Source organism: Oscillospiraceae bacterium (assembly GCA_015065085.1).
Taxonomy (GTDB): Bacteria; Bacillota; Clostridia; order Oscillospirales; family SIG627; genus SIG627.
Window position 1 is genome coordinate 90,406 of the sequence record SVQW01000003.1, and the last position, 13,683, is coordinate 104,088.

Below are 13,683 nucleotides of genomic sequence, written 5' to 3' on the forward strand. Positions count from 1 at the left end.
TAAAATGCTGAAATTCCGGAAAGCGTGTTGTCTTTGCATTGTTGTGGCGATAGTATTGATTTTTTGTGCCTGTGCACGGAACAACGGGCAAAATGAAACACTGCTGGTTGATTTTATAAATGTAGGGCAGGGCGACAGCACTCTCATATCGCTCCCCGACGGAAGATTCATTCTTTGTGATACAGGTCCGGAATCAGCAAAGCATGCCCTCAACGATCAAATGAGAAGCCGCAAAGTGGATAAGCTGGCAATGCTTATACTCACCCACCCTCATAATGACCATATAGGCAATGCGGATGATGTGGTAAAAAGATATGATATTGAAACACTTCTTATGCCGGATGCCTCTTCAACACATCCGACATACGATAAATTCACCCGGGCATTATCACACACCGATATTGAAATAACCCATCCTTCGGCAGGAGATGTGTACACCTTCGGAGACGTGACACTGACCGTATTGTCACCAAATGGCACAAATTATACCTATGAGGACTTGAACGAAATCAGTATAATGTTCAGGCTCAGCTACAAGGATACAGATTTTCTGATATGTGCCGACAACACTCCCTCATCGCAAGGAAATGTACTTCTTTCGGGGGCTGAGATTTCATCGGAAGTGCTCAAGGTCCCCCATCACGGCTCTAAGGATGATGCAGTTCAGGCATTCATTAACGCCGTAGCTCCGGACTACGCTGTGATAAGCTACGGCATCGATAACACCTACGGGCATCCGCACAACTACACGCTGGGGCTTTTGGACATTGCAAAAGCCGAGGTTTTTGAAACTGCATACGGCACTGTAACCGTCTCCACCGACGGAAAGAATATAACCGTGGAATAAATTACCTTGAATTACTTCTCCCGCTCCGGTCAATACTCTTTTTGTGAAAAAAGAGTAGAGGGGCGGGAGTTTTATGTACAACAAAGTAGAAATCTGCGGTGTCAACACATCCAAGCTTAAAACACTCACTAATGCGGAAAAAGCAGAGCTTCTCAAGCGTACCAAGGAAGGCGACATGGCAGCTCGTGAAGAGCTTATAAACGGAAATCTCAGACTCGTTCTCAGCGTAGTACAAAAATTCAGCGGAAGAGGCGAAAACCCGGACGACCTTTTTCAGGTTGGCTGTATCGGACTGATAAAAGCCATTGATAATTTCGACCTTAATCAGAACGTACTGCTGAGTACCTATGCAGTTCCCATGATAATGGGCGAAATCCGTCGTTATCTGCGTGACGACAACATGATACGCGTCAGCCGTTCGGTGCGCGACCTGGCATACAAGGCACTGAGCGAAAAAGAACGGCTTTCTGTTTTATTGGGGCGTGAGCCGAACATTGAAGAAATAACGGCCGCGGTAAACAAAGTGCTCAGCGAGTCGGAAAACCCGCTTCCTCCTTGTACCAAAAAGGACATAACGGATGCGTTGGATGCAATTATGGACCCCGTTTCTCTGTTCGACCCGGTATACTCCGATAACGGAGATTCCATTTTTATAATGGATCAGCTGTGCGATAACAGAAACAACGATGACAACTGGACGGAAAATATCGCCCTTAACGAGGCTATAAAAAAGCTGGGGCAACGAGAAAAGGCAATTCTCGACATGCGCTTCTACCGTGGCAAGACCCAGACCGAGGTTGCGGCGGAGGTGGGCATATCCCAGGCACAGGTAAGCCGTCTTGAAAAAGGCGCACTTTCCCGCATAAAAAAGAATATTTAAACAAAAACCGTGGGTTGCAGAATTTGCAACCCACGGAAATTTTATTAAAGAAGCTCGGCAATATATTCGGGAAAACGTGTGTAATCATCCACACAAATAAATTTTACGGGTGATTTATACACCGACTCATCATTTCCGCCCATTCCGTAATCATCACCGACAAAAACAATATTCTCGTATGTATAACCCTTTTCCTTGCAGTAAATATCCAGCGCACCGAATTTATCGTAAGGTCTTGGTGCCATATCAAATGAGGAAGAACCGCCCACAAATACTACATATTCCGAAAACGTCTCCACTACATCTGCATATATTTTTCTGCGTTTGGAACGGTCGGGGTCAAATGCCAATTTGTCCTCCTGCAATGCCTTAGTGCCAAGCACGGGAAAAGTCACGCATCCGGACGGATGAAACTCCACATTCTCACCGCGAAATTCGGTGTAACCATATTTTTCTCTCAGCATGGTAACACGCTTTTCCACAGATTCTCGGTCACATTCAAATTTGAGATCACGCTTAATATCGATATCCTTTGTTACTGGATTGTATTCGCCGTACTGCAAACCGTAATTTCCGATAATATCAATGGGATAATGCTCCATCTGCTCGAAAATTCTGTGCACCTGACCTGCGCCTACCATAAGAAGCTTATACTTTTTTCCCAAAGCATCCAGTGCCGCCTTGTTCTCGGCAGTGAGAGGCTGTTTGTGTTGGGTAAGAGTACCGTCAAGATCAAACGCAATCACTTTAATGTTATTCATTTTTTACCTCATAATTTTGTTATTGACTTTTTTTACAAATTATACTATAATGTTTATTATAACACAGTCGTATACAAAAATCAAGCTGTATTTACGCAAATCTTACGATGCCTTTACAATACATTTAAAGGAAAACGAAAATGGAAAAAACAAATGTTGAAATCCACGGATATTCAAAAGAACCGATTTACGAAATGCATACCCATATGCTTTACAACCGTCCCGTTACGGATACCGTGGATGCCTTCAAAAACATAATGCGTCACTTCAATTTCGGCAAAATGCATCTTGCCAGCATCGCAATGATCGATACAACCGAAAACGTCAAAGCACTTTACTGCAAGGACAGAATTGACAACTTGTATGCCTCGGGAAGCATCAATCATCATTTTGACAGCCGCGACACATCGGATTTTTTCCTCAGTGAAATAAAGAAGTACCACGCAATGGGCTGTGACAGTATAAAAATTCTGGAATCCAAGCCCAGTCAGCACCTCAGACTTTACACCCCCGACCTGAGCCACAAGGTATACGAAAAATTCTTTAATTATGCCGAAGAAAACCAGATACCTCTCATAATGCATGTTGGTGACCCGTTGGAAATGTGGGATCTTTCGAAAATGAGTCAATATGCCATTGAACGCGGATGGTACTGCGGCGGCGAGGGCAGACCCAGCCTTGAGGATTTGAGAAAAGAAACCGAAAATATCCTCAAAAAATTCCCCAAGCTCCGTCTTTCACTTGCTCACTTCTTCTTCATGAGCGATGATATTGACAGAGTTGCCAAAATGCTGGACAGCTATGAAAATCTATATTTCGACCTGTGCATCGAAAATGCTCAGTTTGCCAACTTAACCGACAGATACAACGATGCAAAAAAATTCTTCATCAAATACAGCGACCGTTTCATGTACGGCACCGATACCTATCATTTCGCGTTGGACGGCATGACAGAGGAACAGCGTTACGGTCACAGAATCAACCAGATACGTTCCTTTGTGGAAATGGACAAGGAATACATATACACCGTTGAGGGTACAAACAGACGTGTACGTACACTGGCACTTGACAAGCAGTATCAGGATAATATATTCCGTAATAATTTTATTGAGTTTTTCGGTCAGAATCCCCGAAAAATCGACCGTGAAATGGTGGTTGCGGAATGCGAAAAGATAATTGCCGAAAGAGAGCTTGACGAGTTGATGCGCGCAAATGTTGAAACGGTAAAGGCACATTTTTCAAAATAATAAAACAAAATACAAAAATCCGCTGTCATGTGACAGCGGATTTTATGTATACCGTGGCTTTAAATTAAAAATCAACCTCTGTGCCGTAGAAGGTGCACTTGAACAGCTTTGCCATCTGCTCAGGATTGATGCTTCTGGGGTTAGAGCCTGTACAAGCGTCTGCAACTGCGTTAGCCGCTATGTCATCCAGTTTTGCCAGGAACTCTTCTTCCTTAACGCCAAATTCCTGAATGGTTTTCGGAATACCCATAGCTCTGTTGAATTCTTCAATCTTAGCAATAAGTGCATTTACCTGTGCTTTTTCGGAAGCACCGCCCAGACCCACACGTCTTGCAATGTCAGCATATCTTCTCATTGCTTCGGGTTCATGTGCATTATACTTAATAACATAAGGCAGATAAATAGCATTTGCACAGCCATGAGGAATATGACCGGTTGAGAAAGCCGCGCCTGTCTTATGAGCCATGGAGTGAACTATGCCGAGAAGTGCGTTGGTAAATGCCTGACCGGCAAGGCACTGGGCATAATGCATCTGCTCTCTTGCGTCCATATCCTTATTATAGGACAGGGGCAGATAGTCAAATACCATTTCTATGGCCTTAATTGCCAAGGGATCGGTAAAAGGAGAGTTCAATGTGGAAACATACGCCTCAACAGCATGTGTAAGCGCATCCATACCTGTATATGCAACCTGCTTCACGGGAAGACTTTCAACCAGTGCAGGATCAACGATTGCAACATCGGGAGTAATTTCAAAATCAGCCAAAGGGTACTTTATGCCTTTTGAATAATCGGTTATAACTGCAAAAGCAGTAACCTCGGTAGCTGTTCCCGAAGTAGAGGGAATAGCACAGAAGTGCGCTTTCTGTCTGAGCTTAGGAAAATTGAAAGGAACGCAAAGGTCCTCAAAAGTGGTTTCGGGATATTCGTAGAATGCCCACATCGCCTTTGCGGCATCAATGGGAGAACCACCGCCGATAGCAACTATCCAGTCAGGCTGGAAATCTCTCATAGCCTTTGCACCGTTCATAACGGTTTCAACAGAAGGATCGGGTTCAACACCTTCAAAGAAAGCAACCTCCATGCCTGCCGCTTTGAGATAATCGGCAATCAAATCAAGAAATCCGCCTTTTCTCATAGAGCTTCCGCCCGAAACGATAATAGCTTTTTTTCCGGAAAGGTTCTTGAGATTTTCAAGAGCGCCCTTTCCGTAATATAAATCTCTGGGTAAAGTAAATCTTGCCATAACAAACCTCCGTATGTGTTTTATTACGGGAATAATTATAGCACACAAATGTTAAAAAACTAAAAAGATTACAAATGATTTGTATTAACATTGATTTGAATGTTTTCCTTTTATGCAAACAAAAAACAATCCGACCGTTTTACGGTCGGATATTTCTTTCAAATGTTCACCCGCCGAGCCGTGCGCCCGCGGATTAAAAACCCTGCTCACGCAAGGGTGGTGTTCCCTCGTCAACTTTGCGCTCCCAACATCCGCACAAGGCGGGAGGTCTGCATCCCGTTTTCCGAAGACAGAACTCCAATTAATCTTTGTGGGTTTAAAACACGAACATCACGCACTAAGCAGGCCGTTTGTTACGATGATATTATACGCCGTGAAGAAGAAATTATTCTTCTTCGCCGTCCTCCTCATCATAGTCATATTCTTCCATGAGGAGATCGTCAAAAATATCTGCTATGCGGTCAAACTCTTCGTCATCATCGATGCTCACAAGGTCCTCAAATTCATCGGGATCGCTTCCCTCGGAATGTACAGCCTTGAGGATAACGTACTCGTCACCGTCACCATCTACGGGAATAAGAGCAAAGTAGGTTGTACCCTCTTCCTCGATATTACCAATTATTTCAAAATCGGCTTCAACGCCGTTTTCATCAACCAAAGAAACGATATTTGCTTCCTCTGGATCATATTTCTTTTCTGCCATCACAGTTATTACCTTTCATATTTTGTTTACTATATTATATACCAAACACCTAAAATAGTCAATAGTTTTTCACATAAATATATTTTAAAAATCTATTTCACAGCATATCGGGTAATGGTCGGACAGATAAAGCCCGTAATTGCAATCCTCCCAGCGAGTAACGGTATAGCTGTTTTCAGCTGTCTTTCTGTCGCAGAAAATATAATCGATTTTGTAATTTTCACTGACAGTGCCGTAGCCGTGATATGTCACATCGGTAATTCCCGCTGTCAGCTCGGTCATTGCAGGCTCCTCAAGAGCATAGCAATATTTAATGGTCTCGCTGTCGGGAAGAGCATTAAAATCGCCCGTAAGGAAAAACGGCAACTCAAAGCGCTTGTTCTGCTCGGATATGTACTTTGCAATCTGCTTTATGCCGAGCACTCTGGCCTGTTCTCCTATATGGTCAAGATGAGTGTTTATAAATCTGAACATCTTATTTGTCTTTATTTCGCGAAGCATTGTTGCAGTAACTATGCGCGGACAACCGCTCTGCTCCTCGTAACGTGAGCCCGGAACATCGGGAGTGGGAGAAAGCCAAAAGCAATCAAGCCCTATAATGTCATATTTATCCTTCAAAAATGCCACATCCATATGCTCGCCCGTAAAATCCGCCGAACGCGAGCGTCCGACAAACTGATATTCGCTCAGATGCTTTATAAGGAATTCCCTCATGTGAGGAAGCATTTCCTGAAATCCTATTACATCGGGCATTTCGGCATCTATTTTATCCAGTATAAGCCCTTTTCGGTTCTTAAACATGTTGGCTTGGTCAATTTTCACATCACAGCGAAGATTAAAGGTAACTATTTTCATTTCAATTCCTCTTTTTTATTATGATAATTTGCAAAAATCAGCTGACCTGATAAATTATTTCATTACTCATGTAAAATCCCAGCGTATCTCTTGCCATCTGGCGCATCATTTCATCCGTTATGGGCTTTTTATATTCCGATTCCATGCGCTCTATTTCGCGGTCAATGCGCTCTATCCGGCTTTCCAGCACTTGAGCACGCTGTTTATAGGTGTTGATCTGGATATTTACATTCACAATAAGTATTATCAACGCTATAACGGTAAGCACAAAGGCAACGCGCAAAAGGGATGAGCTCCTCTGAGTGTTACTTTTAATACCCATATTCAACTTCCTTTCAATCATGTACTACAAGCCAAAGCCTTTTTTTGATTTTCTGACAATGCTGCACCTGTACCGCCAAAGGCGAAACAGAAACAAATAAAACTTAATCCGTACGACTGCAAAACACAACGCATGAACAATAAATCCTGATAGCAAACCACAAAGCCGCACAAGCGGCAATATAATATACCTGCGTATAAAGCTTATAATGATGTCTGAAGCACGTATCACTATTCTGCCCGCTGTTTCGCGATAGATGAAGAATCCGCCTGCACAGCCGAACACCGAAAACCATCTTACAACCCCGTAATTCGCGCAAAATATCATTAAAATCAAAAGCACACAGGTTATAAAACAAAACAATAAATCTTCAAAAAACACAACAATAAAATTATGTCGAAATGCTATGCGAATTATTCTGAATACATCATATATCATACCGATAACAGTACCCAGCACCGCCGAGCATAAAAAGAACATGCATTGCTGGGTAATAGATATTTCTATATCCTGAAATCCGGTCATATTTAACCTAAAAGACGGCGGATAAAGCCTTTTTTCTCACCGACACCATCTGTGTATGCAAGAGACGATATCTCCCCTGTGACAATAAGGTCACCGGATTCCACATTCAGCTTGTCGATATGAAGAGACTGCCCTTCGATAACGAGCTGACCGATATGCGTCATTACACATACCGTTTGTTCGTCAAATCCGATGACCTCTTTAATTCCACTGAGAGTCAATACACCTCTGTCACTTAAGGACAAAGAGTGATGCACGCCGTTTAATTCGTATGACATACTGTTTTCCCCCTAAATATACTTGATAAATAATATGATAACAAAGGGGAAAATATTACTGTGTCAGATAATCTCGTAAAGCTCACCCGCGTCGTTTTTACCGACGTGGTCGAGTACCTTGAGAACACGCGCTTTAAGAACACGTTCGCCGAATGCAATCTCAATAATGTCTCCTGCTTTAACGTCATAAGACGCTTTGACAGACTTTCCGTTGACGCTTACATGAGCATTGTCACAAGCGTCATTAGCAACGGTTCTGCGCTTTATAAGGCGCGATACCTTGAGGAATTTGTCAATTCGCATTATTTATTGATTTCGTCCTTCAGGGTCTTGCTTGCGCTGAATGCACAGTGATTGGATGCAGGAATCTTGATTTCCTTCTTGGTGTGGGGGTTTCTGCCGGTTCTTGCTTCTCTGCGCTTTACAGCAAAGGTACCGAAACCGGTAACCTGAACCTTATCGCCATCGGTAAGAGCTTCGGTGATAGCGCCGAAAACTGCGTCAACAGCTGCTGCTGCGTCCTTCTTCTTAAGTCCTGTCTTTACTGCAAGTGCATCTACGAGTTGAGTTTTGTTCATGATATAATCTCCTTTAAAAAAATATTTGTTAGATTCAACTTCAAGTTTGGTAATATTATAGCATTGTTTTCGTCATTATTCAAGTATTTTTTGTGCATTTGCATTAAAAATAATAACATTTTCGCCATATTTAACCGTGAGTTTACCATTTGTTAATCATTGGTTTTTATTTCTTCCCAGATTTTGTCTAATTTTTTCATATTTTCAGCGTTCATTTCGATTCCGCGCTCCTGAGCAAGCGTTTCAACCTTGCCAAAACGGTTTACGAATTTGGCATTTGCGCCATATAAAGCCTCCTCGCTGTCCACTCCCAGCTTGCGTGCAAGATTGACCACGCTGAACAGCAAATCGCCTATTTCTTCCTTTATATTCTGAATGTCATTATGCTCGATGGCACGTGTAACCTCGGCTGTTTCCTCGGTCACCTTTTCAAGTGCACCTTTTGCATCCGCAAAATCAAAACCCACCTTTGCCGCTTTCTTACCGATTTTGTCGGCACGTATAAGTGCGGGGAGCGACAGGGATATGCTGTCCATAACCTGCTTCTGTGTAGTCTGGTTTTTGCGGGATTTTTTTATTTCGTCCCAGTTTTTGAGAACCTTTTCCGACGTTTCGGCAATTACGTCGCCAAAAACATGCGGATGGCGCACAATAAGCTTTTTGCACACTTCGTCCGCCACATCATTAATATTAAAACCGCCGTTTTCCTCGGAAATACGGGAGTGGAACACCACCTGAAGCAGCACATCTCCCAATTCCTCGCGAAGCAGCTCCATATTGTCTGTATCTATCGCTTCAATAGCTTCATAAGTTTCTTCTATAAGATTATTTCTTATGGTTTTGTGATTCTGTTCCCTGTCCCAGGGGCATCCGCCGGGAGCGCGCAAAAGCTCCATGATGGCAACGAGATCATCAAAACCGTAATTTTCCTTTTCTTTGAACTGCATTGTATTTCTCCTTATATAAGATTATATTTTATAAGTACGGCGCTTATTTTCTTTCCGCCCGGAAGCATTGCCACATCCTCGCGGTCAAGACCCTTTAATGCCAGTATGACAACAACATATATAATCACTGCCGCAAGTATGGAAATCATTGTGGACAGCTTTCCTTCAAGAAAAGTTTTTTCAGCCAGCCAGTGCACGCCTACCGCACCGGCACCGCACATTACAGATGCCAAAAGAGGCTTTAAAAAAATCTTTCTGATTCCCGGAAGAATTCCCGTATAACGCACCATAAAATAAAAATTGAAGCACATTATTACAAGATAGCAGAGTGCCGTCGAAACAGGTATACCGTAAACTCCTATTTCCGGAATACCTATAAGCACGTAAGCTGTTATGAATTTTGCGACTATACCGGCGCATGTGGAAATTATTGTAGTCATTTCCTTGCCATGTGCCTGCAAAACGGAATTGGTAACCGAAATCATACTCATAAAGAATATAGCAACGGCAAGCACAGAAAGCATGGGACCGGAAACACCGTTTGATGTAATTACAGTACCGTCAAGAGCAGTACCGATGTTTTCATCTCTGAATAACAGATCGATTATGGGTTTTGAAAGTGCCGACATGCCCAAAGCACAAGGCAATGCAATAAGGGAAGCTATACGGAATGTGGACTCGACAGTACCCTTGGAGCGTGCAAAATCCTTATTGGCAAAGCTTGCCGCAAGAGCAGGTATAACACTTATGGCAAAGGGATATATGAGAGTAGGCGGCATATTGAACAGCGTTACCGCCGAGGATGTATATGAGCCGTAGTACGCACGGGCAAGGTCGGTGGAAACGCCTATATCCACCAGACGGTTTACAACCACCATGGTATCAATCACATTGGTGAGGGACATTATAGACGAGCTTATTGTAATGGGAATGGCTATTTTAATAAGCTCTGCGGAAATTCTTGCATTGGAACGCGGCACAGTCGTCGGGTCCTCGTTGAGCTGATTATTCACGGGAATGGCTTTTGCAACGGCAAGATACAGCGTATTTGCCACAACACCCACAGTAACACCCAGAATTACAAATGCCGCAACCTGTGCATTATTATATCCCGCCTTCATGGCAATATATCCCGCAATAAGCCCTATTCCCAGCTTGCCCACAGCCTCTATCACCTGAGAAACAGAAGTGGGTATCATATTCTGAAGTCCCTGGAAATATCCGCGGTATGATGAGGTTATACAGATAAAGAACAACGTGGGCGCAATTGCAATAATACTTAAATAAAGGCCCTCGCCTATACCGGTGGAAGCGGCAAAGGCTTTTGAGAACACCACCATTATAGCAGTACCAACTGCACCAATGGCAACAAACATTGCCATGGACACTCTGAATATTCTCTTCACCTCAACGCTGTTGCCTTTGGCATTTGCGGCGGCAACCATGCGTGAGATGGCAACCGGCAATCCTGCTGTCGAAATCATGTAAAACAGCACATAAAAGCTGTACGCCGAGTTGAAATATGCCATAGCATCCACACCGACAAGATTTCGGAGCGGTATTTTGAATATGGCTCCAAGAAGCTTTACAATAATATTCGATGCCATGAGAAGTACGGCACCGTGTACAAATGACTGTTTTCTGGACATTTTTTAAACCTTCTATCTTTTTTAATCGTATTTAAAGTGATCTCCTCCAAGAAATTCCTGCATCAGAGAATCCATGGGAACCAGTCTTTCGTTTATATCGGGTACCTTTTCAAGCTTTCTCCAAATTCTCTCTGCTTCCCGGACGTATATACTGTCGCGCTTCAAACCGCGCAGCACCTCTTCTACCTGTCGCTTCACAACACAAGGCTCATACTCAAACATCGAATCCAGTTTGAAATCTGCTTTATCCTCAAAAGGATGGATATTCTTTATTTCGCCTTTAACAACGTTCTCCCAAAGAGTAAAGGTCAGCTGTGCATCGGCAGCACGGAATTTGTAATCCCTGATAAGCCTGCGACACAGACGAAGCTCGCGCCCGTCAAACATCGGTTTTCCGTCGAGACACAGTGTTCCGCACACATTAATGAATATACGGTAGTATTCATCGCGGGATATACCCGAATACATCACATCATTAAGTGCATGGAGTCCCTCGAGAATAATTATTTCATTCTTTTTCGGCGTATATTTTTCGTAGTTGTCTATCCTTCTGCCGTTGGGAAAATCATATTTCGGGAGCATGACCGTATTTCCGTTTAAAATCTGTTCAAGCGTGGTATGCAGAAGGTCAGTGTGAACATAAGAGAGACTTTCAAAGTCTGCCTTTCCGTCCTCGTCAAGCGGTCCGTCGGAATTATTGTGGAAAAAATCGTCAATGGATATGGTACGCACACTTATTCCGTACTTTGCAAGATTTCGGGTAAGCTTAAAGGAGCCTGTGGTTTTGCCTGCACATGAAGGACCCGCAAGACCGCAAAGCCTGACTCCCCTGCGCTCTGCTATTTCGTCGGCAATACTGTCAAGCCCGTTGTCAAAATTTTTTTCGCACCGGCGAATATAATCGGAAAGCTGATTTTCTGTCATTGAGCATATTTTTGCACTATCAATATTCATAACAAAACGCTCCCGTCAAAATCATTTTATGTTACCGAGAAAGCTTCTGAGGAATTCCTGCTTGCGCTGTGTTTTTTCCTTATCCTCTATGTACTGCTTTGGGTATTTGCAATCAAAAAAGCCTTCAGTGCGGTCTGAAACACGATCAGGGTACACCATTTTGGTAGCTCCCCCCGCTCCCAGCGCAACGGTAGAATTAAATTCGCTCATCATGCAGATATTGTAAACACACTCGAAACCTTGTTTGGTATAACCGATATTTTCAAGACCCGCCATAGCATTTTTCTGCTTATATAAATAATATGGGAAATATCCGTTTGTATGACACTTTTTTATGCTTTCTCCGACAAGTGACGAAAGTCCGTCCGCCGTCCGCACAAAACCCTCCTCACGCAAAGCGGCGGAGTTTTTCACACAAAGTGTATGTATTGTAAGATTTTCAGGTGCGAGAGAAATAACATCCGACAAGCTTTTTTCAAAAGTATCATTTTCAAAGCCTGCAATAAGATCTGTGTTTATGGCGGGGATTCCCGCATTACGTGCGATCTCAAATGCCGCAAAGTAATCCTCGGCAGTGTGTCTGCGCCCTACTGCCTTAAGCACATCGTTGTTTGTGGTTTGAGTATTTATACTGACACGATTGACACCGTATGCCAGTGCCAACGCCATTTTTTCACGGGTGACGGTATCGGGTCTGCCCGCTTCAAGAGTGTATTCAATATTTCCGATATCAAACGAGCTTTTTATTGTACTCAGCAACTTTTCAAGCTGTTTTTCGTCCAGCACGGTGGGAGTGCCGCCGCCTATATATACAGTGTTAAGTGCAATATCCTTCATAATTTCGGCAGTAGCCTTTATTTCCTCACAAAGTGCATCAAGATAGTCGGGTATAAGCTTAGCCATGCCTGCATCAGCCGAAATAAATGAGCAATATTTGCATCTCGTTGGGCAGAACGGAATGGAAATATAAAGATTGTAGCTATTTGGGGGTAGTTTTTTTGCCGTTTCGTACTGAAAACTTCCAATATCGCTCACAAGACTTGCTTTTTCGGTAGTAAGAAGGTAATTGTCACGTATTATCTGAGACGCATTTACTCCTCTTTCCAAAAGATTCAGATACAGTCTGACAGGCTTTACACCGTCGATTATACCCCATTCGGGATAAAAACCGCACATTTGCGCCGCGGCACTGTAAAAAGCCCGGGTGGCACATATTACGTCTCTTTTTTCTGCAGGAAGAATACGGTCGATAAATAAAGGCTGATAATTTATATAGCTCTTTGTACCGTGAGTCAGCACAACACGCCAGCCCTCTACCATATACTCACATTGTACCCCTACTCTGCCGTCGCTTATCATGTCAAAAAGGCGTTCGCCGTTATAACTGAATGAAAGCGAAAGCTGAATAAGGTGTTTATTTATAATTTCGTTCATATTATGCAAGCTCTGAACTTTCTATAATAAATGTTACCGGACCGTCGGCGATCATATCTATTTCCATATCCGCTCCGAAAACACCCGTCTGTACGTTATTCACCTGTTCGCGGAGCAACCCGACAAAATATTCATACAAATGCTTTGCTTCGTCGGGCTTTGCGGCTTTCACAAAATCCGGACGTCTGCCCTTACGGCAATCACCGTAGAGGGTGAAGTTTGACACTGCCATAATATCGCCGTTTACGGCAAAATCGGTTATATTCAGATTCATTTTGCCGTTTAAATCCTCAAAAATGCGCAGTCCTGCAAGCTTATTCACCAGCTTTACGGCATCATTTTCGCAATCGCCCTCGCGCACGCCCACCAGCACCAGAAGTCCCCTGCCTGTTTCGGAAAAAGGCACTCCGTCAGCTTTGAGCGAACATTTTTTAACTCTCTGAATTACAATTTTCAT

General features: G+C 43.2%; 17 protein-coding genes. 3 read left to right on the forward strand and 14 right to left on the reverse strand.

The features are described from left to right. The first annotated feature begins 4 nt into the window (after positions 1-4). Positions 5-847 carry an MBL fold metallo-hydrolase gene (locus E7588_04120; protein ID MBE6688451.1) on the forward strand — a complete coding sequence of 281 codons (843 nt, stop codon included), beginning with the start codon at positions 5-7 and terminating at the stop codon, positions 845-847. 73 nt (positions 848-920) lie between these two features. Next, the gene (gene sigG, locus E7588_04125; GenBank protein ID MBE6688452.1) at positions 921-1,727 is read left to right on the forward strand and encodes an RNA polymerase sporulation sigma factor SigG; all 807 of its coding nucleotides are present in this window, start codon (positions 921-923) and stop codon (positions 1,725-1,727) included. A 44-nt stretch (positions 1,728-1,771) separates the two neighbouring features. On the opposite strand, the gene E7588_04130 is transcribed toward sigG, so the two are convergent. Continuing rightward, complete coding sequence (locus E7588_04130) at positions 1,772-2,488, reverse strand: phosphomannomutase (protein ID MBE6688453.1); 717 nt, start codon at positions 2,486-2,488, stop codon at positions 1,772-1,774. 140 nt (positions 2,489-2,628) lie between these two features. Here E7588_04130 and E7588_04135 point away from each other — a divergent pair, with 140 nt between their 5' ends. Then, positions 2,629-3,735 carry a hypothetical protein gene (locus E7588_04135; protein ID MBE6688454.1) on the forward strand — a complete coding sequence of 369 codons (1,107 nt, stop codon included), beginning with the start codon at positions 2,629-2,631 and terminating at the stop codon, positions 3,733-3,735. Positions 3,736-3,799: 64 nt separating this feature from the next. Here E7588_04135 and E7588_04140 read toward each other — a convergent pair whose 3' ends face one another. From E7588_04140 to E7588_04200, 13 genes are all read right to left on the reverse strand, one after another. After that, positions 3,800-4,981 (reverse strand): iron-containing alcohol dehydrogenase, encoded by a 1,182-nt coding sequence (locus tag E7588_04140; GenBank protein MBE6688455.1) that lies wholly within the window; start codon positions 4,979-4,981, stop codon positions 3,800-3,802. Positions 4,982-5,366: 385 nt separating this feature from the next. Then, on the reverse strand, positions 5,367-5,684 hold the full coding sequence (locus tag E7588_04145) for a DUF1292 domain-containing protein (protein ID MBE6688456.1): 318 nt from the start codon (positions 5,682-5,684) through the stop codon (positions 5,367-5,369). Positions 5,685-5,768: 84 nt separating this feature from the next. Then, on the reverse strand, positions 5,769-6,539 hold the full coding sequence (locus tag E7588_04150) for an endonuclease/exonuclease/phosphatase family protein (GenBank protein ID MBE6688457.1): 771 nt from the start codon (positions 6,537-6,539) through the stop codon (positions 5,769-5,771). A gap of 37 nt (positions 6,540-6,576) precedes the next feature. Then, on the reverse strand, positions 6,577-6,882 hold the full coding sequence (locus E7588_04155; protein ID MBE6688458.1) for a hypothetical protein: 306 nt from the start codon (positions 6,880-6,882) through the stop codon (positions 6,577-6,579). 3 nt (positions 6,883-6,885) lie between these two features. Further along, on the reverse strand, positions 6,886-7,386 hold the full coding sequence (locus E7588_04160) for a hypothetical protein (protein MBE6688459.1): 501 nt from the start codon (positions 7,384-7,386) through the stop codon (positions 6,886-6,888). A gap of 2 nt (positions 7,387-7,388) precedes the next feature. Beyond that, positions 7,389-7,664 (reverse strand): sporulation protein YabP, encoded by a 276-nt coding sequence (gene yabP / locus E7588_04165; GenBank protein ID MBE6688460.1) that lies wholly within the window; start codon positions 7,662-7,664, stop codon positions 7,389-7,391. 63 nt (positions 7,665-7,727) lie between these two features. After that, entirely contained in the window at positions 7,728-7,967 is a 240-nt protein-coding gene (locus E7588_04170) for an RNA-binding S4 domain-containing protein (protein MBE6688461.1), read from the reverse strand. Then, positions 7,967-8,242: an HU family DNA-binding protein gene (locus E7588_04175; GenBank protein MBE6688462.1), complete on the reverse strand. Its 276-nt coding sequence runs from the start codon at positions 8,240-8,242 to the stop codon at positions 7,967-7,969. The genes E7588_04170 and E7588_04175 overlap by 1 nt, the downstream gene beginning before the upstream one ends. A 152-nt stretch (positions 8,243-8,394) precedes the next feature. Then, on the reverse strand, positions 8,395-9,189 hold the full coding sequence (gene mazG, locus E7588_04180; protein MBE6688463.1) for a nucleoside triphosphate pyrophosphohydrolase: 795 nt from the start codon (positions 9,187-9,189) through the stop codon (positions 8,395-8,397). A gap of 11 nt (positions 9,190-9,200) precedes the next feature. Then, positions 9,201-10,838 (reverse strand): polysaccharide biosynthesis protein, encoded by a 1,638-nt coding sequence (locus E7588_04185; GenBank protein ID MBE6688464.1) that lies wholly within the window; start codon positions 10,836-10,838, stop codon positions 9,201-9,203. Between the two features lie 21 nt (positions 10,839-10,859). Further along, positions 10,860-11,792 carry a hypothetical protein gene (locus E7588_04190; protein MBE6688465.1) on the reverse strand — a complete coding sequence of 311 codons (933 nt, stop codon included), beginning with the start codon at positions 11,790-11,792 and terminating at the stop codon, positions 10,860-10,862. Between the two features lie 21 nt (positions 11,793-11,813). Then, positions 11,814-13,226, reverse strand: coding sequence for a coproporphyrinogen dehydrogenase HemZ (gene hemZ / locus E7588_04195; GenBank protein MBE6688466.1), 1,413 nt, complete (start codon positions 13,224-13,226; stop codon positions 11,814-11,816). Between the two features lies 1 nt (position 13,227). Beyond that, on the reverse strand, positions 13,228-13,683 hold the full coding sequence (locus E7588_04200; protein ID MBE6688467.1) for a D-tyrosyl-tRNA(Tyr) deacylase: 456 nt from the start codon (positions 13,681-13,683) through the stop codon (positions 13,228-13,230).

Excerpts from the sequence above, each read along its gene's own strand:
- E7588_04120 (MBE6688451.1), top strand. The coding sequence starts at position 5 with ATGCTGAAATTCCGGAAAGCGTGTTGTCTTTGCATTGTTGTGGCGATA.
- sigG (MBE6688452.1), top strand. The coding sequence starts at position 921 with ATGTACAACAAAGTAGAAATCTGCGGTGTCAACACATCCAAGCTTAAA.
- E7588_04130 (MBE6688453.1), bottom strand. The coding sequence starts at position 2,488 with ATGAATAACATTAAAGTGATTGCGTTTGATCTTGACGGTACTCTTACC.
- E7588_04135 (MBE6688454.1), top strand. The coding sequence starts at position 2,629 with ATGGAAAAAACAAATGTTGAAATCCACGGATATTCAAAAGAACCGATT.
- E7588_04140 (MBE6688455.1), bottom strand. The coding sequence starts at position 4,981 with ATGGCAAGATTTACTTTACCCAGAGATTTATATTACGGAAAGGGCGCT.
- E7588_04145 (MBE6688456.1), bottom strand. The coding sequence starts at position 5,684 with ATGGCAGAAAAGAAATATGATCCAGAGGAAGCAAATATCGTTTCTTTG.
- E7588_04150 (MBE6688457.1), bottom strand. The coding sequence starts at position 6,539 with ATGAAAATAGTTACCTTTAATCTTCGCTGTGATGTGAAAATTGACCAA.
- E7588_04155 (MBE6688458.1), bottom strand. The coding sequence starts at position 6,882 with ATGATTGAAAGGAAGTTGAATATGGGTATTAAAAGTAACACTCAGAGG.
- E7588_04160 (MBE6688459.1), bottom strand. The coding sequence starts at position 7,386 with ATGACCGGATTTCAGGATATAGAAATATCTATTACCCAGCAATGCATG.
- yabP (MBE6688460.1), bottom strand. The coding sequence starts at position 7,664 with ATGTCATACGAATTAAACGGCGTGCATCACTCTTTGTCCTTAAGTGAC.
- E7588_04170 (MBE6688461.1), bottom strand. The coding sequence starts at position 7,967 with ATGCGAATTGACAAATTCCTCAAGGTATCGCGCCTTATAAAGCGCAGA.
- E7588_04175 (MBE6688462.1), bottom strand. The coding sequence starts at position 8,242 with ATGAACAAAACTCAACTCGTAGATGCACTTGCAGTAAAGACAGGACTT.
- mazG (MBE6688463.1), bottom strand. The coding sequence starts at position 9,189 with ATGCAGTTCAAAGAAAAGGAAAATTACGGTTTTGATGATCTCGTTGCC.
- E7588_04185 (MBE6688464.1), bottom strand. The coding sequence starts at position 10,838 with ATGTCCAGAAAACAGTCATTTGTACACGGTGCCGTACTTCTCATGGCA.
- E7588_04190 (MBE6688465.1), bottom strand. The coding sequence starts at position 11,792 with ATGAATATTGATAGTGCAAAAATATGCTCAATGACAGAAAATCAGCTT.
- hemZ (MBE6688466.1), bottom strand. The coding sequence starts at position 13,226 with ATGAACGAAATTATAAATAAACACCTTATTCAGCTTTCGCTTTCATTC.
- E7588_04200 (MBE6688467.1), bottom strand. The coding sequence starts at position 13,683 with ATGAAAATTGTAATTCAGAGAGTTAAAAAATGTTCGCTCAAAGCTGAC.